20 protein-coding genes are annotated in these 19782 nt (G+C 62.5%); 11 read left to right on the plus strand and 9 right to left on the minus strand.

Translation table 11 applies throughout. The features are described from left to right. From Harman_RS08220 to Harman_RS21945, 3 genes are all read right to left on the minus strand, one after another. Positions 1-375, minus strand: a complete 375-nt coding sequence (locus tag Harman_RS08220; RefSeq protein ID WP_137683326.1) for a YccF domain-containing protein — start codon at positions 373-375, stop codon at positions 1-3. Between the two features lie 137 nt (positions 376-512). Continuing rightward, entirely contained in the window at positions 513-1604 is a 1092-nt protein-coding gene (locus tag Harman_RS08225) for an aminopeptidase (RefSeq protein WP_137683327.1), read from the minus strand. 43 nt (positions 1605-1647) lie between these two features. Further along, entirely contained in the window at positions 1648-1773 is a 126-nt protein-coding gene (locus Harman_RS21945; RefSeq protein WP_268812795.1) for a DUF7859 family protein, read from the minus strand. Between the two features lie 159 nt (positions 1774-1932). On the opposite strand from Harman_RS21945, the gene Harman_RS08230 reads away from it, so the two are divergent. After that, a complete protein-coding gene (locus Harman_RS08230; RefSeq protein ID WP_137683328.1) occupies positions 1933-2616 on the plus strand; it encodes an ArsR/SmtB family transcription factor in 684 nt (227 codons plus the stop codon). A 70-nt stretch (positions 2617-2686) separates the two neighbouring features. Here the strand turns inward: Harman_RS08230 and Harman_RS08235 are convergent, their stop codons facing one another. Further along, on the minus strand, positions 2687-3196 hold the full coding sequence (locus tag Harman_RS08235; RefSeq protein WP_137683329.1) for a metallophosphoesterase: 510 nt from the start codon (positions 3194-3196) through the stop codon (positions 2687-2689). A gap of 66 nt (positions 3197-3262) precedes the next feature. Between Harman_RS08235 and Harman_RS08240 the strand changes: the two genes are divergently transcribed. Next, entirely contained in the window at positions 3263-4234 is a 972-nt protein-coding gene (locus Harman_RS08240; RefSeq protein ID WP_137683330.1) for a cation diffusion facilitator family transporter, read from the plus strand. Here Harman_RS08240 and Harman_RS08245 read toward each other — a convergent pair. Then, entirely contained in the window at positions 4213-4965 is a 753-nt protein-coding gene (locus Harman_RS08245; RefSeq protein WP_137683331.1) for a hypothetical protein, read from the minus strand. The two genes, Harman_RS08240 and Harman_RS08245, sit on opposite strands and share 22 nt — an antisense overlap. Before the next feature lie 75 nt (positions 4966-5040). Here Harman_RS08245 and Harman_RS08250 point away from each other — a divergent pair, with 75 nt between their 5' ends. Next, positions 5041-7218: an ATP-dependent DNA helicase gene (locus tag Harman_RS08250; protein WP_137683332.1), complete on the plus strand. Its 2178-nt coding sequence runs from the start codon at positions 5041-5043 to the stop codon at positions 7216-7218. A gap of 242 nt (positions 7219-7460) precedes the next feature. After that, entirely contained in the window at positions 7461-8093 is a 633-nt protein-coding gene (serB, locus tag Harman_RS08255; RefSeq protein WP_137683333.1) for a phosphoserine phosphatase SerB, read from the plus strand. Between the two features lie 271 nt (positions 8094-8364). Here the strand turns inward: serB and Harman_RS08260 are convergent, their stop codons facing one another. After that, positions 8365-9663, minus strand: coding sequence for an O-acetylhomoserine aminocarboxypropyltransferase/cysteine synthase family protein (locus Harman_RS08260; protein ID WP_137683334.1), 1299 nt, complete (start codon positions 9661-9663; stop codon positions 8365-8367). Between the two features lie 422 nt (positions 9664-10085). After that, a complete protein-coding gene (locus Harman_RS08265) occupies positions 10086-11654 on the minus strand; it encodes a DNA-directed DNA polymerase II small subunit (RefSeq protein WP_137683335.1) in 1569 nt (522 codons plus the stop codon). A gap of 88 nt (positions 11655-11742) precedes the next feature. On the opposite strand from Harman_RS08265, the gene Harman_RS08270 reads away from it, so the two are divergent. Together Harman_RS08270 and Harman_RS08275 are read left to right on the plus strand one after the other, a co-directional pair. Next, positions 11743-12471, plus strand: coding sequence for a S26 family signal peptidase (locus Harman_RS08270; protein WP_137683336.1), 729 nt, complete (start codon positions 11743-11745; stop codon positions 12469-12471). Between the two features lie 122 nt (positions 12472-12593). Continuing rightward, on the plus strand, positions 12594-13271 hold the full coding sequence (locus Harman_RS08275; protein WP_137683754.1) for a S26 family signal peptidase: 678 nt from the start codon (positions 12594-12596) through the stop codon (positions 13269-13271). A 77-nt stretch (positions 13272-13348) separates the two neighbouring features. Here Harman_RS08275 and Harman_RS08280 read toward each other — a convergent pair whose 3' ends face one another. Beyond that, entirely contained in the window at positions 13349-14923 is a 1575-nt protein-coding gene (locus Harman_RS08280; protein ID WP_137683337.1) for a Cdc6/Cdc18 family protein, read from the minus strand. A gap of 906 nt (positions 14924-15829) precedes the next feature. Here Harman_RS08280 and Harman_RS08285 point away from each other — a divergent pair. The 4 genes from Harman_RS08285 (at position 15830) to Harman_RS21950 (ending at position 17804) form a co-directional block, all read left to right on the plus strand. After that, positions 15830-16471: an Era-like GTP-binding protein gene (locus tag Harman_RS08285; protein ID WP_004590329.1), complete on the plus strand. Its 642-nt coding sequence runs from the start codon at positions 15830-15832 to the stop codon at positions 16469-16471. A 4-nt stretch (positions 16472-16475) separates the two neighbouring features. Next, complete coding sequence (locus tag Harman_RS08290) at positions 16476-16859, plus strand: DUF2073 domain-containing protein (protein ID WP_004517591.1); 384 nt, start codon at positions 16476-16478, stop codon at positions 16857-16859. Next, positions 16859-17545 carry an OapC/ArvC family zinc-ribbon domain-containing protein gene (locus tag Harman_RS08295; protein WP_137683338.1) on the plus strand — a complete coding sequence of 229 codons (687 nt, stop codon included), beginning with the start codon at positions 16859-16861 and terminating at the stop codon, positions 17543-17545. Before Harman_RS08290 ends, Harman_RS08295 begins: the two co-directional genes overlap by 1 nt. Positions 17546-17678: 133 nt before the next feature. Beyond that, entirely contained in the window at positions 17679-17804 is a 126-nt protein-coding gene (locus Harman_RS21950) for a hypothetical protein (protein WP_268812796.1), read from the plus strand. Positions 17805-17922: 118 nt separating this feature from the next. On the opposite strand, the gene mdh is transcribed toward Harman_RS21950, so the two are convergent. Further along, a complete protein-coding gene (gene mdh / locus Harman_RS08300) occupies positions 17923-18837 on the minus strand; it encodes a malate dehydrogenase (protein WP_137683339.1) in 915 nt (304 codons plus the stop codon). Positions 18838-18964: 127 nt separating this feature from the next. On the opposite strand from mdh, the gene Harman_RS08305 reads away from it, so the two are divergent. Next, a complete protein-coding gene (locus tag Harman_RS08305) occupies positions 18965-19780 on the plus strand; it encodes an Sjogren's syndrome/scleroderma autoantigen 1 family protein (protein ID WP_137683340.1) in 816 nt (271 codons plus the stop codon). The last annotated feature ends 2 nt before the right edge of the window (positions 19781-19782 follow it).

The raw sequence follows: 19782 nt of genomic DNA on the forward strand, positions 1-19782 counted from the left end.
TCAGTACTGGTACAGCGAGACGACAAAGGGGAGCTTGTTGTACATCCAGATCGCCAGCGGGAGGCCGACGATTGTCACGGACAGCGCGTACGCGACGCCGGTCCAGACGCCGCTGGCCCACCAGCCGACGAAGACGAACCAGACGGCGCGGACCACCAGCGAGTACTGCGACCCCCCGTTGCTTTCCTCGACGAGCCGGTCGCGCCGCTTGAGCGTCAGGACCAGCGGCACTTTGTTTATCATCTTGATGCCCAGCGGGATGCCGATGATGGTGACGTTCAGCAGCCACGCCGCCGAGAGCCAGATGCCGGTCACCCACCAGCCAACAAGCAGGAACCACAGCGCACGGACAAGCAGGGACCGTTGGTCGCTCATGGTTGAATGTAGCTCAGCCGGCACCATAAGTTTCCTGTCCGGTCTAGAAGGACAGAATTCGGATGAATGCGCCTTCCGATAGACGGCGAGTGCATCTGGAAAACGGATATGGGCGCGAACTTTAGCGAGCCCCTGCTCTACGCTTCGAAGCCGTCTTCGAAGACGAACGTCCCGTCCCGCTGCACAACTTCACCGTCGACTTCAATGAACGAATCCTCGCTCATGTCGACGATCATGTCGACGTGGACCGCCGACTCGTTCTGTTCGTTGTCCTCGCCGACAGTCTCCTCGTAGGCTCGTCCTACCGCCATGTGAACGGTGTCGCCCATCTTCTCGTCGAACAGCATGTTGTAGGAGAACTGGTCGATGTCGCGGTTCATCCCTATACCGAGTTCGCCCAGCCGGTTCGCGCCGTCGTCAGTCGACAGCACCTCGGTAAGGAGGTCCTCGTTCTTCTCGGCGCTGTGTTCTACCACTTCACCGTCTTCGAACCGCAGGAATACGCCAGTCACCTCTCGACCCTGGTGGTACAGCGGCTTGTCGAACAGCACTTCGCCCTCGACGCTGTCAGGGACCGGCGCGGTGAACACCTCGCCGCCGGGGAGGTTCTTCTCGCCGTAGTCGTTGAGGGTCTCGTTGCCGGCGATAGACATCGTCACGTCGGTGGTCTCCCCGGAGACGATGCGGACCTCGTCGGCAGGGTCCAGAATCTCGACCATCTGTGACTGGTGCTCGCGGACGGCGTCCCAGTCTTTGAGGACGGCGTCCCAGACGAAGTTCTCGTAGCCCTCCGTCGAAGTCTGGGCGAGCTGAGCGTTCGCAGGCGCGGGGTACTGGGTGAGACACCAGGTCTTCGAGAGCCGTTCGTTCAGGAGCGGCTGCTGGGACTGCTGGTAGGCGGCCGTCGTTTCGGGGTCCACATCGCTGGTTTCAGTGACGTTGTCGCTGCCCTTGATGGCGATGTAGGCGTCCATCTCCTCGTACAGCGCCTCAACGTGGCTCGGTGTCTCGAACTCGTCACGGTTGCGGAGATAGGCACGGCGGAACCGCTCGCCGAGACGGTCCTGGACGACGAGCGGGTTCGCACCGCGGTCGGCGGCGAACTCGTGTAACGCGGTGACGAGGTCCGCAGCCTGGGGGTGGGCGTCGATAACCAGATTGTCGCCCTCGCTCAGGTCGATAGAGTGGTCGACGATGACCTCTGCGTGTTCGCGGATACGTGGGTCCATACAGGTAGGCGCCGCCGGCAGGCCTTACCCGTTACCTTCCCGGCTACTTCTTCTTGCTCTGCTGGAACCCCTCTTTGAACCCCTGAAACGTCCGCCGGAGCATCAGGTACATGAAAAAGAAAAACAGGAGGACAGCGGCGAGAAGCGCGTAGGTGACCCAGTCAACCATACCGGCGATTGTCGAGCGGAGATGAAAGTCCTTTCGGGAGTCGCGCAATCGGGCGTCTCCCGGGCGATTTTGGAGGGTAAAATACGGGTTTGAGCGATAGCTACAACGAGTACTAGCCCTTGGCAAAGACTAATAATACCATAGAACATATGAACTACCATGTCGTTGCTGCCTTCTCGGGACCCGGCGACCCCGGACGCCGAACCCCGAGTCATCGGTGTCGACAGTGATGATGCGGACGACGTGCTGTCGGCACTCTCGGCAGAGACAGCGCGTAACTTACTGTCAGAACTGAACAAGGAGCCAGCGCCACCGTCGGAACTCGCCGACCGGGTGGATACGTCGCTACAAAACGCGCAGTACCATCTGAAGAAACTCAAAAACGCCGGTGCAGTGGAGGTGGTCGATACGGCCTACTCCGAGAAGGGCCGGGAGATGGACGTGTTCGCCCCGGCCAACCAGCCGCTTGTCATCTGTGCCGGTGACGAACAGGAAACGTCGGGCCTGCGGGCGGCGCTAGCGAACCTCGTCGGTGGCCTCGCTATCATCGGCTTTGCCAGCCTGCTGGTCCAGCAGGTGTTCGGGAGCGGGCTGGGAACGCTGTTTGGCGGACCGACCGTGTCCACCGGGAGTGCGGACACCGATCCCCGGAATCCGAGCCTCTATGCCGAGAACGCGACCGTGACCGACGGTGGCTTCGAGACTACTGCGGGGGCGCTCGATACTGCCGCACAGGGCGGTGCTGAAGCTGCCGCAGCCGTTATCCCGCCGGGGCTAGCGTTCTTCGCCGGCGGCGCATTCGTCCTCGCGGGGATGGCGGCGCTGTGGTACATGCGCGAGTAACCGGCGACGACTGCTTTTCTCCAAGACGACGAAGATAGCGTCTCAATCAGCGGTGTTCTGCGAGATTGTCTTATCGTTCGACAGTAGTCGTCGAGATCGGCGTCCCGTCCGGGGAGCGAAGGCGTACACGAACGTCCCCGGCCACGACATCGAGTTCCGCATGTGCCGGCTGATAGCGCCGCGGATCGGCGTAACTGCCCGGGTTGACCAGCGTCCAGCCGCCGAAATCGGTCAGCGTGGGGTTGTGTGAGTGGCCGACGACGACGATGTCGGCGTTTTCCTGCCGAGCTAGCATGCCGAGCGCGGTTTCGGTGTGCTCGTGGCCATGAGCGACGACGATTGTAAGTCCCTCCCAAGAGATGGTCGCAACGTCGGGGAGTCGGTCGCGGACCGCCGACCTGTCGTTGTTTCCGACGACGCCGGTCAGTTCGTCGCACTCGGCGTCGATTGCATCGAGGACCGGTTCGGTCATGAAATCGCCCGCGTGAAGAACGTGGTCGGCCTCGCGGACGGCGTCTAGTGTCCGGCCGGTCAGTCGATGGTCGTCAGTCCCGTGAGTGTCGGAGATGGCAGCGAGCATACCGCGGGTAGTGGTGCCAGGTATAAATCCAGAAGCATTTTGCGTTACGGTCGTGACGGAAAAATAATGGCAGGGAGCAAGTCAGTCGTCATGGCCGCACTGGTCGCCAACGGTGCGATTGCGATTTTGAAGTTCTTCGGCTTCCTTCTCACCGGGAGTGCGGCGATGCTGTCGGAGACGTATCACAGCATCTCAGACACCGGGAACCAGGTGTTCTTGCTCATCGGGATTCGATTCAGCGAGCGAGAGCGTGACCGCAAACACCCGTTCGGGTACGGCAAGGCGCAGTTCTTCTACAGCTTTCTTGTCTCCGTGTTCCTGTTCGGCATCGCCGGCTGGGAGAGCGCGAAACACGGCTACAACCAACTGACCGCCGGCGGCCACGGCGGCGGGCAACACGCCGGCGAGGCCGTCGAGTTCCTATTTATCTCCTTTACTCCGCCGGCCTGGCTGGACCCGCTGTGGGTCAATTACACCGTCCTGCTCGGAGCCTTTGCTTTCGAAACGTACGCGCTCGTGAAAGCCCGCGCCGAGATGAAACGCCAGATCGACCGCAACGACTGGTCGGGCTACCGCGAGGCGTTCCGCAAGACGAGCGACGTGACGACGCTGACCGCGCTGACCGAGGACACTATCGCGCTTGCGGGCATCGTCATCGCCCTGGTCGGTCTGTTCCTCGAACAGCAGACCGGCAACCCCTTCTTCGACCGGATTTCCGCGCTGCTCATCGGGATTATGCTGATGGGCTTTGCCCTGGCACTGGCCTGGGAGAACAAGCGCCTGCTGCTGGGCGAGAGCCTGCCAACGGACGAGGAACAGCGGCTCCGTGACATCGTCCTGCAGAACGAGCACGTCACCGAAATCATCGGCTTCCGAACGGTCTACTTCGGCCCGAACGAGATTATCGTTTTCGCGGACCTGCAGTTCGACCCGACCTTCGACACGGAGGCAATAGACAACGAGATAACCGCCCTCGAATCGGCGATGCAAGACACCAACGGCGACATCAGGAAAGTCTACATCGAGCCGGAGCTATAGGGGTCGTTCTCCGCAAGCCACCACGGTATCGGCACGCGTTCTACGTCGGTCGAGACGGTCATCTCCATGCTGAGGTCCTGCGCCTGGGGGCGGTTCTCGTCGTGTTCGATGTACCTGACAATCCCCTGCCGGTCGACGTACAGGCGCGACGTGACGACGACGGATTCGGTATCAGCAGCCGGAGTGGCGGAAGTCGTGGTCGCGGCCAGTACCGCCACCGGGCGGCCGTTCCAGGTGAACGAACCGACCTGTCTGTACGTCCGGTTCGCAAGCAGGAGTGCGAGGACGGCCCGTCCCGATGGGGCGTCTGTCAGCGACGCGTTCCCCGTGACGTTCGTCGTCGTGTAGGGCGTGTCGGGGTCGTCACGGACGTTGTGATACGCCGTCCCGTTCGACACGACAGTATCGTCGGTCAATGGCCCGAACTGCTGTCGGACCCGGCGAACGTCGGCGTCGCGGTCGACCCACACGTCCAGCGTGTTGTGTGGCCCCGCCCGGACGACCCGGCGGTGGAAGCTCCGATTAGCCAGCGCCCACTTGTGGCGGTCAAGCAGCCGGTCCGTGTCGACCGTCCCGTCCTTGGTCGGGACTGTCACCGTCACGTCCGGCGAGCTAGTGGGAACCGGGGCCGGCGTCACCGAGTCGCTGTCTTCTGCCGTCGAACCGGCCGGGAGAAAGCCGGAACAGCCCGCGAGAAGCGCGACAGCAACGGTGAGCGTGACGCGCCACATGTGTTTCAGCAGGGCCGGGTGCGACAAGTAGCTGTGGGGCGAACCCTTTTGCCGGTGAACGGCCAAACCAGGCCTGTGGCGACGACCGACGACGGCTACATGCGGTTTTTCCCCTTCGAGGAGCCGTACGACCATCAGCGGGAGGCGATGGGAACGATATACGACGCCCTCGATGCGGGCCAGGACGTGCTGTTCGAAGGGGCCTGCGGGACCGGCAAAACGCTCGCGTCGCTGGTCCCCGCGCTGGAACACGCCCGCGAGACGGGCAAGACCGTCGTCATCACGACGAACGTCCACCAGCAGATGCGCCAGTTCGTCGAGGACGCCAGAGCGATCACCAACCAGGAACGGCTGCGGGCCGTGGTCTTCCGCGGCAAGGGGTCGATGTGTCACATCGACGTTGACTACGAGGAATGTCAGGCACTTCGGGACACGACCCGTGACCTCGTCGAGGTCGAAAGCGACATCGCCGAACTGGAACAGCGCGAGGGGGAACTCCTCTCGGATGGCCAGGCGGGCAGCAGCGAGGCGATGGAGGCCCGCAACGCCGTCGTCGAGGAACTCCGGGACCTGCAGGACGAACGGGAGGAAATCGAGACCGAGCGGTCGACCTGTGACCACTACTACCGGAACCTCACCGTCGACACAAGCGAGTTCTATGCCTGGCTGTTCGACGACGTTCGGACGCCCGACGACGTGTACGAGTACGCCCACCAGCAGGGACTCTGTGGCTACGAACTGCTGAAAGAGGGAATGGACGGCGTCGACCTCGTGGTGTGTAACTACCACCACCTGCTTGACCCGACCATCCGCGAGCAGTTCTTCCACTGGATCGGACGCGACCCCGAGGACATCATCGCCGTCTTCGACGAGGCCCACAACGTCGAATCGGCCGCCCGCGACCACGCCCGGCGGACGCTCACCGAGAACACGCTCGACCAGGCGCTGGACGAACTCGACGGCGAGGACGACGCCCGGACCGACGCCGCGGCCAACGTCATCGAGACGTTCCGGGACGCACTCGTCGAGGCCTACGAGGACTCCTTCGAGTTCGGCCGTCGCGCGACCGTCGACGAGCACTGGGACGACATCACCATCGCCAACGACGACCGGAAAGACGACCTGACGCTCGCGTTCCTCCAGGGATACACCGGCCCCGGCTTCCACGAGGAACTGGATCACGCGCTGGAACTCGGTCGCGATTTGGACGCACGGTATCAGGAGGCGTTCAAGAAGGGAGAGCTGGACACTAGAAAGGAGTGCCAGACCCTGCAGGCCGCCGGCTTCATCGCCGACTGGCTCGACGAATCCGACGAGACCGGCCAGTACCCCGTCGTCAGCGTCCGCCGCGACGAGTCGACCGACGAGGTGTACGGCCGCGCGGAACTGTACACCTGCATCCCCGAACAGATCACCCGCGACCTGTTCGAGGACCTCCACGCAGCGGTGCTGATGAGCGCCACGCTGCGGCCCTTCGACGTGACCGAGAACGTGGTCGGCGTCGAGGACCCGGTGACGATGGCCTACGGCGCGCAGTTCCCGGAGGAACGCCGCCGGACCTACGCCGTCGACGGCCCCGCGCTGTTTTCCAGCGAACGGGACGACCCCCAGACACAGCAGCGCATCGCCCGCACCCTCGAAGACATCGTGCGCTTCACGCCCGGGAACACGCTCGTGTTCTGTCCCTCCTACAGCGAGGCCGAGCGCTACCACGACATGACTGCCGTGAGCGCGACGCGGTACCTGGACGAACCGGGCACGCAAGCGCGTGACCTCCGTGAGGCCTTCACCGATGGCGATGACGGCGTCCTCTACACCTCGCTGTGGGGGACGCTGGGCGAGGGCGTGAGCTATGACGGCGACGACGCCCGGACCGTCGTCGTGGTTGGCGTTCCCTACCCCCACCTCGACGACCGCATGGACGCCGTGCAGGACGCCTACGACGTAGCCTTCGGCGAGGACGAGGACGACGCAGGCTGGCGCTACGCCGTCGAGATTCCGACGGTCCGCAAGACCAGACAGGCCCTCGGTCGGGTGGTCCGTTCACCGGACGACTTCGGGGCGCGCATCCTGCTGGACAAGCGCTACACCGAGGCCGCCGAGATGGAGATGCACGACTACGCCGTCCGGGGAACCTTTCCTCCGGAAGAACGCCGCGAGATGGTCGACATCGGCCCCGAGAAACTCAAGTTCGCGATGCTGAACTTCTACCAGGACATGGAAGCCTACGACGGGCCGCCGCCGAAGCCCTGAGTCAGTGGCACTGTGTTCGAACGGAGTGAGAACACACCGTTTTTCGCCCACGTTTTTCCAGGAGCCGTCCCGCAACGAGCGGCGCGAGTGAGGAACGGCGACGCTGAAAAAGGTGGATGCCGAGGCCTACGACGGGCTGCCGCCGAAGCCGTAGCGGGTCCGAGCGTCCCGAGGGGCGAAAGCGACGGGCCGCCGACCGGAAACCGGATAGTTTGAAACCCTCCACGCGAAACTGGCGGGCAATGCTAGTCGCCTTCGACTTCGACGGGACGCTCTCCGACTCGGAGATGACGGTCCTGCTCGGGAACCAGAACGGGACGGCCGAAGACATGGCCGACATCACCGAGCGCGCGATGAACGACGAAATCGAGTACGCCGAGAGCCTCCGAAAGCGCTGTGCGCTGCTGGAGGACCTCCCGGACGAAAAAGCCCAGGCGGCCTTTGACGAAGTCGCTTTGCGTCCCGGTGCGGCGCAGGTCATCGAGGCCCTGCGAGATGCCGGCGTCTACGTCGCCATCCTCACCGGCGGGTTCGAGCGCGGCGTCGAGGCTGCACTCGAAACGGAGGGGGTCGAGGTCGACGCCATCGTCGCCAACCGGCTGTTAGTCGAGGACGGCAAACTCACCGGCGAGGTCCGCGGACCGCTCATCTCCGGGACGAAAGACGACGCGCTGGAGGTCGTGACCGCCGTCACCGGCGAGGACCGAGACACAACCGTCGCGGTCGGCGACGGGGCCAACGACCTCCCGATGCTCGAAGTCGCGAACCTCGCTATCGGCTTCGACCCGAAACCGGCCGTCGCGCCGTCGTGTGACACGACGGTCGAGACGATGGACGAACTGTACGACCTGCTGGAAGCCAAGCAAATCCTGTAGCGCAGTCTCTGTTTTCGCCGCTTTTCGTGTCGGTCAGTACGTCATCGAAAGCGGGAAATGGAAAACAGGGAGAAGCACGCTCCCCACGGATGCGAGCATTCGTTGTCGGACCAATGACAGAGTATGGTTGAGCGTGAACCGACGCGTGCTCGCTACCGGCGACGGTTCATTGAATACATCAACCGCTATCCTAATAAACCTAGTGAATAGGTGAATTGTTGCGCTAATCTGGCACGTCCGTCCACAGATAGTCGAAAATCTTTGTCCTTTGCTAATTAGTTGCGCGGCTGATAGCCTGATCAAGGTCGGCCTTGATATCCTCGACAGACTCGGTGCCGACAGAGAGACGGACCATATCATCGGTGACCCCGGCAGCGGCCTTTTCCTCGTCGGTGAGTTGCTGGTGGGTGGTCGAGGCGGGGTGGATGATGAGCGTCTTCGCGTCGCCGACGTTCGCCAGCAGCGAGGCGATTTCCGTCGATTCGACGGTCGAGCGGGCGGCGTCATAGCCCGCGTCAAGGCCGAACGTTATCATCCCGCCGTAGCCGCCGTCGAGGTACTCGCTGGCGGTGTCGTGGGTCTCGTGGTCGTCGAGGCCGGGGTAGGTGACCCACGAGACTTCGGGGTGGTCCGCGAGGAACTCGGCGACGCCCATGGCGTTGTCGCAGTGACGGTCCATCCGCGCGGGCAGCGTCTCCAGCCCCTGCATCGTCTGCCAGGCGTCGAAGGGAGACTGCTGGCAGCCCAGGTCACGGAGACCACGGGCGATGGCGGCGTAGGTGAAAGCAGCGTCGTCGAAGCGCTCCCGGAAGTTGACGCCGTGATACGCGGGGTTGTCGCCGGCGATTTCGGGGAACTTGTCGGCGTGTTCCTCCCACGGGAAGGAGCCGCCGTCGACGAGAATCCCGCCGACGGTGGTGCCGTGGCCGTGAATCCACTTGGTCGTGGAGTTCCAGACGAGGTCCGCGCCGTGTTCGATTGGGTTGCAGAGGTACGGCGTCGCGAAGGTGTTGTCGACGAAGAAGGGGACGCTGTGGTCGTGGGCGATCTCGGCCAGGCGCTCGAAGTCGGGCGTCACGAGCGCCGGGTTACCGATGGTCTCGCAGTGAACGTAGGCCGTGTTCTCGTCGATGGCCTCGGCGTAGGCGTCGTAGTCGAGCGTGTCGACGAAGCGGGTCTCAACACCGTTTCGCGGCGCGGTGTGGGTGTAGTAGGTGTAGGTCCCACCGTACAGCGACGACGCCGTGACGACGTTGTCGCCGACATCCGCAAGCAGGAAGGTGGCGAGGTTCAGCGACGCCATGCCGGAAGCGGTTGCGACCGCGCCGACGCCCCCTTCCAGCGCCGCCAGCCGTTCCTGGAGCATCCCGACAGTGGGGTTCATCAGCCGCGAGTAGATGTGGCCCGGCTTCTCCAGTGCGAACTGCTGGGCTGCATCCTCAGCGTCCTCGAAGACGTACGAGGTGGTCTGGTACAGCGGCGGCGCGCGCGAGCGCGTCTCGGCGTCTGGCTCTTCTTGCCCGACGTGCAGGGCGTCAGTCTCGAATCCACGGTCTGGGTCGTCGCTCATACACCCCCGGATTGAACGTGAAAGGGCTTAATGGCGACCCCAGCGGTGACGCCGGCCACTGCTACGAGATAGCGGCGATTCTTCGCACCCATACCGAACGAGTTCGGACCGAGAAGGCCAGTAGCGCCGGTATTATCCTCTAAATGAACATATCGACGAGCATTCCGGCCGGGAGCGAGTGGTGCGACGACCGTCGCACCCGAAGCGACCCGGGGAAGGGCAGGCCTGCCGCCGTCAACGGGACAAGCATACCGCTCGCCGGTGGCGAGCGGTTTCACCGGAATCGCGGAGCGATTCCGGCTTTTTTCACCACCGAAAGACTCGCTCCGCTCGTCTTTCGAGCCTTGCTTCGCTCCGCTCAGCAAGACCACGTTTTTGCGCCGAGTGGTGCGCAGAGCGCACCCAAGGCGGAAAAAGGTGGTTTAGCTGAATTTGCGGACCGTCATCTCAAGCGTATCGAGGTCCAGAATCGGCGCATACCCGGCGTCGGGGTCGATATTGACGCTTTTCTGGAACGCCGTCTGGGCCTGCCAGCACCCGGAGTTCAGCGCAACGACGTTGTGATACTCGCCCCACCCGAGCTTGTGGACGTGGCCGGTGTGGAACACGTCAGGAACGTCCTCCATGACCAGATAGTCGCGGTCTTCGGGGGCAAGCCGGGTGTGGCCGCCGTACTGGGGCGCGACGTGGCGTTTCTTGAGGAGCTGGTACATCGCCTTGTGGGGCTCCTCGTAGCTCGCTTCCTCGTCGGGGAGTTCGGCGATGACCTCATCCAGCGAGACGCCGTGGTACATCAACACTGTGACGCCCTCGACGGTGACCAGCGAGGGATTGGAGTGGACCTGCGCGTCGTGGGCGGTCATGATATCTCGGAGTTCCTCGTCAAAGCCAGGCTGGGGCTCGGCCAGTCGAACGGCGTCGTGGTTGCCCGGAATCATCCGAATCTCCATGTCGCCCGGGACCTCCTTGAGGTACTCCGAGAACGCGCGGTACTGGTCGTAGATGTCGATGATGTCCAGTTCCTCGTCCTGCTCGGGGTAGATGCCGACGCCCTCCACCATGTCGCCAGCGATGAGCAGGTATTCTACGCTCTCGGCTTCGGGCGTGTGAAGCCAGTCTGTGAAGCGATGCCAGGCGTCCTCCATGAACTCCTGACTACCCACGTGAACGTCGGAGATGAGCGCCGCCTGGACGTGCCGGTCGGCCGTCGAGGGGCTGTGGGTTCGGGGCACGTCCGGGAAGAACAGCGAGTCGACGAACAGGATACCGGCATCGTCGGCTAGCGTCCCCTCGACGGCGATGACTTCGTCCATGAGCAGCTGCTGGACGAGGTCAGCGATAGGGCGGTCTTTCATCACGAGACAGGGAAAGGTCCCGTTCGTGTCTTCGAGTTCGACCAGCCAGTGCCCGCTGGCGGTCGACCGGATATCCGAGACCATCCCAATGAGGGCGGCCTCGCTTCCGCCGCCCATGTTCTCGATGGCGTCGGTCGGTCGGTGGTTCACGCGGCCGCGTAATTTGCTCGCCAGTTTCTCGTAGCGGTCCCGGAACACCGCGACGAAATCCGAGTACTCGCCGGTCCCGGTGGACTGGCCGGTCATGTCGTTTGCGACTTCGATGGCCCGCAGGGATGTGTCCACGTCCCGTGACCCCCCCGTTTCAGGTCGAGCGGACGTACCCGGTTCGGTCGACGGGTCGGTATCCGTTCCAGTTGAAACGGAGGGGTGTGGCTGGGTCGGAGAGCCGGCGGTTTCGTCCCCATGGTCTGGTTCTGGATTCGGCGGGCTATCGCCGTTTTCTGTCGCCTCAATCACATAATCGACGTGGTCCGTTGTCAGCTTCAGCGCCTCATCGGGGAGGGTTTCGAGTGCGCGTTCAAGCGTCGTCGCCGGGTCGGCCGTGTCGGCGATCCGTGTCACCGCCTCGCGTTCCGCGTTGTAGCCGCGGCTCGCGAGTTCGCTGACGATGCGTGCCGGCGTCTCCAGAGGCACGTTCCACACTCCGTGTCTGTGGGCAAAAGGATAGCGGACCGACAGCCGTCACAAGATTGATACGCCGCTGCCGGCAATCCGAGATAGGATGGGCCGGGACAAATCGACCGACAGGACGGCTCAAGAGAGGACAGACGCGTTTGTGGGAGCGGACCACGGGTCTCGTCTCGGCTTGTACCTCCGCGAGATGGGGACGAGCATCGGGGCTGTCATACTCGTCGGTGCGCTCCTGTTTGCCGTTAGCGGGGTGTGGCCCCCGCTCGTCGCTATCGAGAGCGGGAGCATGGAACCACACATCGAGACCGGCGATATGGTGTTTCTCATGGACGCGGAGCGGTTCCCGGGTCAGGACGCTCGCCACGGCGTTGTGACGGCGGCCGCCGGCACCGAGACGGGGTATCGGACGTTTCAGCAACACGGGGATGTCATCGTCTTCGAACCGAACGGCAACGAGGAGCGAACGCCAGTCATCCACCGCGCGATGCTGTGGGTCGATACCGGCGAAAACTGGTACGACCGGGCGAACCCGGCGTACGTCGGCGGCGCGGACAGTTGCGCCGAGCTTCGGAACTGTCCGGCACCACACGCCGGATTCATCACGAAAGGCGACAACGAGGTTTCCAACACTCAGTACGATCAGGTGAACGGGGCGAGTACCGTCGTCCGTCCCCAGTGGGTCATCGGAACCGGCGTCTTCAGAATCCCGCGCCTCGGCTACGTTCGGATACAGCCATCCGAGATACGGACAGTATCGATCCCGGTCGGAGCAGCGTCAGTCGATACCAGTCGTCGAATCGAAACCGCCGGGGCGGTGTGACCGAACCGGGACACAGCGTTCGGTCTGACAACAGAAAGTTGATTGGTCGCCTCCGAGTATTCGTGATACGAATGGCCGGGCCAGACCGTCGGTCGTCGGACGAAGACGAGAAACCGGGAGGGATTGTGTACGTGACCGATATCGTTAGCAGTGCCGGTTCCGTCCTGCTCGTCGGGATGTTGCTGTTCGCCATCAGCGGCGTCTGGCCCCCGCTTGTCGCTATCGAAAGCCCCAGCATGGACCCCCACATCAAGGAAGGGGATCTGGTGTTCGTGATGGACGAGGACCGGTTCTCGGGACCGGCCGACCACCACGGCGTCGTCACGGCAGCCAATGGCGACAGCTACCGGAAGTTCCAGCACCCGGGCGATGTCATCGTGTACAAACCGGACGGGAACGGGCGACAAACACCGATTATCCACCGTGCGATGCTGTGGGTCGAAGCGGACGAGAACTGGTACGACCGGGCGAACGAGAACTACATCGGGAGCGCGAACAACTGTGAGCAGCTCACGTCCTGTCCGGCTGACCACGCCGGTTTCATCACCAAGGGCGACAACAACGGCCGCTACGATCAGGTCGGTACCACTCCCATCAGCGACCCGGTCAAACCCGGCTGGGTCGTCGGTACCGCCGAGCTACGCGTCCCACTGCTTGGCCAGGTTCGACTCCAGTGGAACCGGGCCGGAGCGACGGCACCGGCGACAAACGAGACGGGGCCGACAGCGACGAACGGGACAGAACTAACGGTGACAAACGAAACGGGAACGGCGGCTGTGAACACGACGGTAGCCGGCTAGGTGCTACTACGCACTGGGAGAGGGGACTGTTTCATCTGGAACAGCGTGTACTATCGAGGGAGGACAGAACCCGCAGGTCAGTTGTCGAACCGGGCCTGGACGAACGGCTGGACATCGTCGATATCGCCGAGTCTCGAATCCGACAGGAGCACTGCCTCCGTCTCCTCGGTCGGAACCGACAACGAGATTTCTTTGGTCCGCCCGTAGCGACCCTTCGAGACGACGACAGCGTTGACGATCCCAAGCATGTCCAGTTCCGAGATGAGGTCGGTGACACGGCGCTGGGTCAGAATGTCGGCGTCGATCTCCTCACAGAGGTTCTTGTAGATGTTGAACACCTCGCCGGTGTTGATGTTGTGGACACCGTTCTTTTCCAGGAGGATGATGGCAAAGAGGACGATTTTCGACTGGGTGGGAAGCGTCCGGACGACCTCGACGACCCGGTCGAGTTCGATCTTCTCCTGGGCCTGTCGGACGTGGTCTTCGAGGACGTTGTCGGTCTGGTCCCGTTCAGCGAGTTCACCGGCCGTCCGGAGGAGGTCGAGCGCGCGGCGGGCGTCCCCGTGTTCCTGTGCAGCGAAGGCCGCACACAGCGGGATGACATCCTCGGTGAGCGCGTCGCCTTTGAACGCCACGTCCGAGCGCGCCTGGAGGATATCCCGGAGTTGATTCGCGTCGTACGGCGGGAAGACGATCTCCTCCTCGCCGAGACTGGATTTGACCCGGGGGTCCAGAAAGTCGGTGAACTTCAGGTCGTTCGAGATGCCCATGATCGAGACGCGGGAGTTCTCCAGTTCGGAGTTCATCCGGGAGAGGTTATACAGGGTGTCGTCGCCGCTTTTCTCGACGAGTTTGTCGATTTCGTCGAGCATGATGACGACCACGCGCTCGTGGTAGTCGACGGCGTCGAAGAAGGAACTGTAGACCCGATCCGTCGGCCACCCCGTCATCGGGACTTCCTCGAACTCCGCCTTGTCTGCTTCCAGCGATTCGATTTCGGTTTCGATATCTTCGATGGAGTCGAAGGCCACCTCTTCGAGTGCAGTCGTGTCCTCGCGTGCGCGCGTCTGGATATCTTCGAGTTCGTCGATGCGGTCGTCGATGAGCTTGACGTTCTTGTCGATGAACTTGTTCGCAAGCTGGGCCAGCACGCGGTACTGGGTGTCGGTCACCTCGCAGTTGATGTACTCTACTTCACAGGGAACCTCGTACTTCTGTGAGGTCGTTTCGAGTTCTTCGCTGACGAACTTCGCGGACGCCGTCTTCCCCGTTCCCGTCTTCCCATAGATGAGGATGTTCGACGGCGTATCACCGCGCAAAGCGGTGACCAGAATTGTCGCCATGTTGTTGATCTGCTCCTCGCGGTGGGGGAGTTTGTGCGGTGTATACGAGGGGCGAAGCACCTCCTTGTTCTCGAAGATCGGCTCGCCTTCGAGGAGGTCATCGAACAGACCGCGGGAGGCCTCGTCGGACGGATCGTCCGAGCCGGTATCGAGATTATCGAGGATGACATCGTCGAGGTCGGACGAGCCGGATGCCGTTCCCGCATCCGTTCCGACATCAAGCTGCCCGTCGGACCCGTCCGTTGCGTTCGATGTCTCTGTCGTCGACGGATCGGATTCCGGGGGCGAGTTGTCGCTTTCGTCAGTCATAGTCGAGAGGGTCCCCTTCGTTTCGTGTGGAGCGAGTCGGACATACCGGAACAGAGGGAGCGAGGAGTGCGTTAGTGCCGTTGTTAGTGAGCATCAACGCTCTCCGGTGCGTCCAGTTGAACCACATGAACCGTACCGTGAGTCGATATTAAATATTTCGGTCCACCACCCATGAAAGATATATGTTACGATATTGATGTTTGGACCATATAGGCCATCGGTGCCATACTGAGTTCTATAGCGTCAGTTGTGGGGACAGCACGGGCATGGTGTAGCAGGATGGACCCCGGATGTGAAGCGGGGCCACGGTACAGATTCTAATGTGTGAGTATGCGCGAGAGGGGCAAGAAGGGATGGGACTGGTAAGATAGATCCACCGTATCGGGGCAACCCCCCCACCCCTTCGTTTCCGGTGGAACGGGAAACAAGCCCGGGGGTGGGGGGAGGGGGTGAGGATATTGTTCTATAGGAAGAGGAAAGATTTAATACACTATCCTATAAACCAAAGCCGCACTAGATACAACAAATATCTAGTAGGAGTCTGTAGTCGGTTTTCTAGCGTCTAGGCCGCTCTAGCTAGTGGAATCGCGAGTCGGACTGATCTGAGTAACTGGTCCGCTCCCGATTTGACCGGTGATTCTCCCACCCCTCCCCAGGGGTGTGTGGCGTTCCACTTGAAACGAAGGGGTGGGGGGCTAGACCCGAATCGTAGTCCCCGCACTCAGTCGGTCGGATTCCACTCGAACCGCTACCGGTGTGGGACTAATAGCCACATTCCTATCCCAGTGCGTGCATTCCTCTCACGTCAACAATCGAACTAATGTCTGACGTAGGCTTAAGTGAATTCGCCTATCTTTTACGGGCAGAGCCGCCATACCGGACGACTCCGGGCGGCGGGAGGATAGGATGGGATTGTTAACAAACCTCAAAGATAGCATCTCACGGGCGGCATCGACGCTGTTCTCCGAAGAGGATCCGAAACGTATCGGTATCTACGGTCCGCCAAACGCCGGCAAGACGACGCTGGCGAACCGCATCGCACGGGACTGGACCGGTGACGCTGTTGGTCCGGAGAGTCACGTTCCACACGAGACTCGCCGTGCGCGCCGAAAGGAGAACGTCGAGATCGAACGCGACGGGAAGAAAGTGACAATCGACATCGTCGACACGCCCGGCGTGACGACGAAGGTCGATTACACCGAGTTCCTCGAACACGACATGGAGAAAGACGACGCTGTCCGCCGTTCGCGCGAAGCGACGGAGGGTGTCGCCGAAGCGATGCACTGGCTCCGGGAGGATGTCGACGGCGTCATTTACGTACTTGACTCCGCGACGGACCCGTTCACGCAGGTCAACACCATGCTCATCGGCATCATCGAGAGCCAGGACCTCCCGGTGTTGATCCTCGCGAACAAGATCGACTTAGAGGAGTCCTCCGTCCAGCGCATCCGAAACGCCTACCCCCAGCACGAGACCATTCCGCTCTCGGCGCTTGAGGGAGATAACATGGACGAAGTCTACGACAAAATCGCGGAGTACTTCGGGTGATATAATGGCAGAAGTCAAAGACCCAGACGACGGCGTCCAGATCGACCTCATCAGCGGCGAACGCATGGCCGGCCTGGCTTCGATGGAGAAGATCCGGATGATTCTCGACGGCGTCCGTGACGGCAACATCGTCATCCTTGAGGAAGGACTCTCCCCGGACGAGGAGTCCCGCCTCATCGAGGTGACGATGACCGAAATCAGCCCGGACGAGTTCAACGGCATCGAGATCGAGACCTACCCCAAGTCCGAGGCCGCCGACGCCAGCATCCTTGACCGCCTGATGGGCAAACAGTCGACGCAGAAACTGACGGTCATCGGGCCGGCAAACCAGATTGAGACGCTCCACAAGGACGAAACGCTCATCAGCGCGCTCGTCTCCCGGAAATAATGCCCCACCAGTGTACGGACTGTGGCCGTGGCTTCGACGACGGGTCAAAGGAGATGCTCTCGGGCTGTCCCAACTGCGGCGGGAACAAGTTCCAGTACCAGCCAGAGGGAGCCGACATCTCCGAGACGCCGGACGCGGAGCCACCGGAACCGCCGGGACCCGACAGCTCCGTCGCCAGGACCGTTGGCAAGACCGCCGCATCGGTGCGTGATTTCGTCAGTGGCTCTGGGACCGACGGGAACCGCCCCGGTGGTCGGTCCCACCCCGACACCGACCGGTCGGCTGACTCACAGCCGAGTGACCCATCCCACACTCCTGACTCGCCGTCAACCGAACCCGAGCGCACGTCGACCACGGAGGATTCGGCACAGGCCAGTGCCCGCGGGGACATCGTCGAACCCGACGAACTCCCCTCCGACGTGCCGTCGGCGTCCGAATCTGAACACCAGTTCCGTCCCGTTGGAGCGGACCCCGACCCACCGGAGGACCCCGACCGGGAGGACCGCCCCGACCTCGAAGAACTGCGCGCGGAACTCAACGACCAGTTCGAGTCGATCAAAGTGCTGGAACCCGGTCAGTACGAACTGAATCTGATGGAACTGTACGACCGCGAGGAGTACATCATCGCGCTACAGGAAGACGGGCACTACTCGATTCAGGTCCCGGAAACCATCCGGTCCGAGTGACCGGCACAGTCGTGTTGCCGTTTTAACTGCTTCGCCAGTCACGGATTACGCCGTAGAACCGCTGCACCCAGCATTGCGTATCAACGCCGGCACAACCATTATATAATATGCCGTGGATGCTTCCGATAACGCCATGAGCCACCGGGACCTTTCGACAGCAAACTCACACCTCGAAGAGTGGGCCTCACTCCTCGGTGCTGATATCGACGACGACGGACGCGACAGCGACTTGCTCGACGACCAGGACGACCCCGCATAACGGTCAGGTTCGTCAGGGCGCGCCAATCGCAGTCATCGCTCTGTCTTTCACACCAGTAGCGACAGAGACGGTAAAATAGCGGGACGAACGCTGTCCCGAAACCCGACGGTCGCGACCGTTACGAGATCTTGTCGTACTGGTCCGAAAGCTTCTCTGCGGCCTCGGCCATCAGGTCCTGCTCGTAGTCGTCGAGGTCCCACTCGACGATCTCCTCGACGCCGTTGCTTCCGAGGCGGACCGGGACGCCGAAGGCGGTGTCCTCGTGGCCGAACTCGCCTTCGAGCTTAACCGAGGCCGGCAGCACCTCGCCCGTGTCGCGGATGATGGCTTCGACCATGTGTGCGACGCCGCGGGCCGGCCCCCACTCGGTCGCGCCCTTGCGCTCGATGACATCCATCGCCGATTCCTGCAGGTCACCCAGCAACTGCTCTTTCTCGTCGTCGCTGAACTCGGGGTCGGTGCCGTCGACGCGGACCTTCGAGAACACGGGGACCTGCGCGTCGCCGTGTTCCCCGAGAATCGTTCCTTCGACGTTCTGGACCGGCGCGTCGAACTCCTCGCTCAGCACGTAGCGGAACCGCGCGGAGTCCAGGCGGCCGCCAAAGCCGATGACCTGCTCGCGCGAGCGGTCGCCGGCCTCGTAGAGGTGGCGGTTGAGCAGGTCGACGGGGTTCGAGGTCGTCAGCGAGATGTAATCGTCGTTGTGCTCGTCCAGCGAGGACTGGATGTCCTCCATGATCGGCGCGTTGTCGCCGGCGAGGTCGATACGGGTCTGGCCGGGCTGGCGTGGAATCCCGGCTGTGATGACCACCACGTCCGAGCCGGCGGTGTCCTCGTAGTCGCCCTGGCGGACGCGCGTGTTCGAATCGTAGGCGATGCCGTGGTTCGTGTCGGCGGCCTGCCCGACCGTGTCGTCTTCCTTGTCCGGGATATCGACGAAGACGACTTCGTCAGCGATGTCCCGAAGCGCGATGTTGTACCCTGCGGCTGCGCCGACCGTTCCGGCTGCGCCGACTACGCTTACCTTTGTCATACCATTCGCAAACGCTCGGGCGCGAACGTTAAACGTGTCGAAACCCCGATTTCGTCGGTCGTCGTTCAGCCAGTATCGGCATCTCGCACCCGTAAACTGTTTTCAGCCCCGCGGCGTTGTGACACGTATGAGCGACTTCGACAAGGAAGCCGAACGCGAGAAACTCCGCGAGAAATTCGAACAAGAGGAGGACAATCGGGCGGCGACCGAGCAGATGAGCGAACTCCTGTTGAAGGGCGCGACGATGACAAACGCCCACTGCAGCGAGTGTGGCGATCCCATCTTCCGCTACGACGGCCAGGAGTTCTGCCCCACCTGTCAGAAACCGGTCGCCCGTGACGCCCAGAAAAACGGCGCAGATTCGGCGGACACCGACGAGCAGGCCGACGACAGCGACCAGATCGAAGTCGCCGACCCAAGCAACGAGGCCCGCGTGCAGTTCGGCGCGGCGGACGAGGAGACGGGCGAAAATGCACCTGACGCGACGGATGAACCCGAACAGCAGGAGGCCGTGAACGCCCAATCTGACCCAGCGTCACAGTCACCACCTGAAACCGGGGCCAACGCCACGCCGTCGACGAACGACCCGGCCGCTCCACCCGAAGCGGGGGGCAATCAGCCAACCCAGCAGTCAGACCACCCGGAACCAGGGCCACAGACCGCTCGAACAGACGACTCACCGGAGACTGGCAGACAGCCTGCGAACGAGGCGCAGTTTGAGACACCGACACAGGTCCCCCCCGTTTCGGCTCGACAGACTGCCGCGTCCGGGAGCGGGTCTGACGACGTTGCGGCGGATCTCGACGCCGCAACGGGGCTACTGGCCCAAACCGTCCACCGCTTCGCCGAGCGCGCCGCAGCAACCGACAACCCACGCGAGGCTCGCGAACATCTCCAGGCGGCCCGAGAAGCGGCGGACGCGCTCGAAGCGGCGCGGTTCTGAAC

It is taken from the genome of Haloarcula mannanilytica (genome assembly GCF_005406125.1).
Taxonomy (GTDB): Archaea; Halobacteriota; Halobacteria; order Halobacteriales; family Haloarculaceae; genus Haloarcula; species Haloarcula mannanilytica.

Bases quoted from the DNA above. Each gene is read 5' to 3' on its own strand.
- Harman_RS08220 (WP_137683326.1), bottom strand. From the start codon at position 375: ATGAGCGACCAACGGTCCCTGCTTGTCCGTGCGCTGTGGTTCCTGCTT.
- Harman_RS08225 (WP_137683327.1), bottom strand. From the start codon at position 1,604: ATGGACCCACGTATCCGCGAACACGCAGAGGTCATCGTCGACCACTCT.
- Harman_RS21945 (WP_268812795.1), bottom strand. From the start codon at position 1,773: ATGGTTGACTGGGTCACCTACGCGCTTCTCGCCGCTGTCCTCCTGTTT.
- Harman_RS08230 (WP_137683328.1), top strand. From the start codon at position 1,933: ATGTCGTTGCTGCCTTCTCGGGACCCGGCGACCCCGGACGCCGAACCC.
- Harman_RS08235 (WP_137683329.1), bottom strand. From the start codon at position 3,196: ATGCTCGCTGCCATCTCCGACACTCACGGGACTGACGACCATCGACTG.
- Harman_RS08240 (WP_137683330.1), top strand. From the start codon at position 3,263: ATGGCAGGGAGCAAGTCAGTCGTCATGGCCGCACTGGTCGCCAACGGT.
- Harman_RS08245 (WP_137683331.1), bottom strand. From the start codon at position 4,965: ATGTGGCGCGTCACGCTCACCGTTGCTGTCGCGCTTCTCGCGGGCTGT.
- serB (WP_137683333.1), top strand. From the start codon at position 7,461: ATGCTAGTCGCCTTCGACTTCGACGGGACGCTCTCCGACTCGGAGATG.
- Harman_RS08260 (WP_137683334.1), bottom strand. From the start codon at position 9,663: ATGAGCGACGACCCAGACCGTGGATTCGAGACTGACGCCCTGCACGTC.
- Harman_RS08270 (WP_137683336.1), top strand. From the start codon at position 11,743: ATGGGCCGGGACAAATCGACCGACAGGACGGCTCAAGAGAGGACAGAC.
- Harman_RS08280 (WP_137683337.1), bottom strand. From the start codon at position 14,923: ATGACTGACGAAAGCGACAACTCGCCCCCGGAATCCGATCCGTCGACG.
- Harman_RS08285 (WP_004590329.1), top strand. From the start codon at position 15,830: ATGGGATTGTTAACAAACCTCAAAGATAGCATCTCACGGGCGGCATCG.
- Harman_RS08290 (WP_004517591.1), top strand. From the start codon at position 16,476: ATGGCAGAAGTCAAAGACCCAGACGACGGCGTCCAGATCGACCTCATC.
- Harman_RS08295 (WP_137683338.1), top strand. From the start codon at position 16,859: ATGCCCCACCAGTGTACGGACTGTGGCCGTGGCTTCGACGACGGGTCA.
- Harman_RS21950 (WP_268812796.1), top strand. From the start codon at position 17,679: ATGAGCCACCGGGACCTTTCGACAGCAAACTCACACCTCGAAGAGTGG.
- mdh (WP_137683339.1), bottom strand. From the start codon at position 18,837: ATGACAAAGGTAAGCGTAGTCGGCGCAGCCGGAACGGTCGGCGCAGCC.
- Harman_RS08305 (WP_137683340.1), top strand. From the start codon at position 18,965: ATGAGCGACTTCGACAAGGAAGCCGAACGCGAGAAACTCCGCGAGAAA.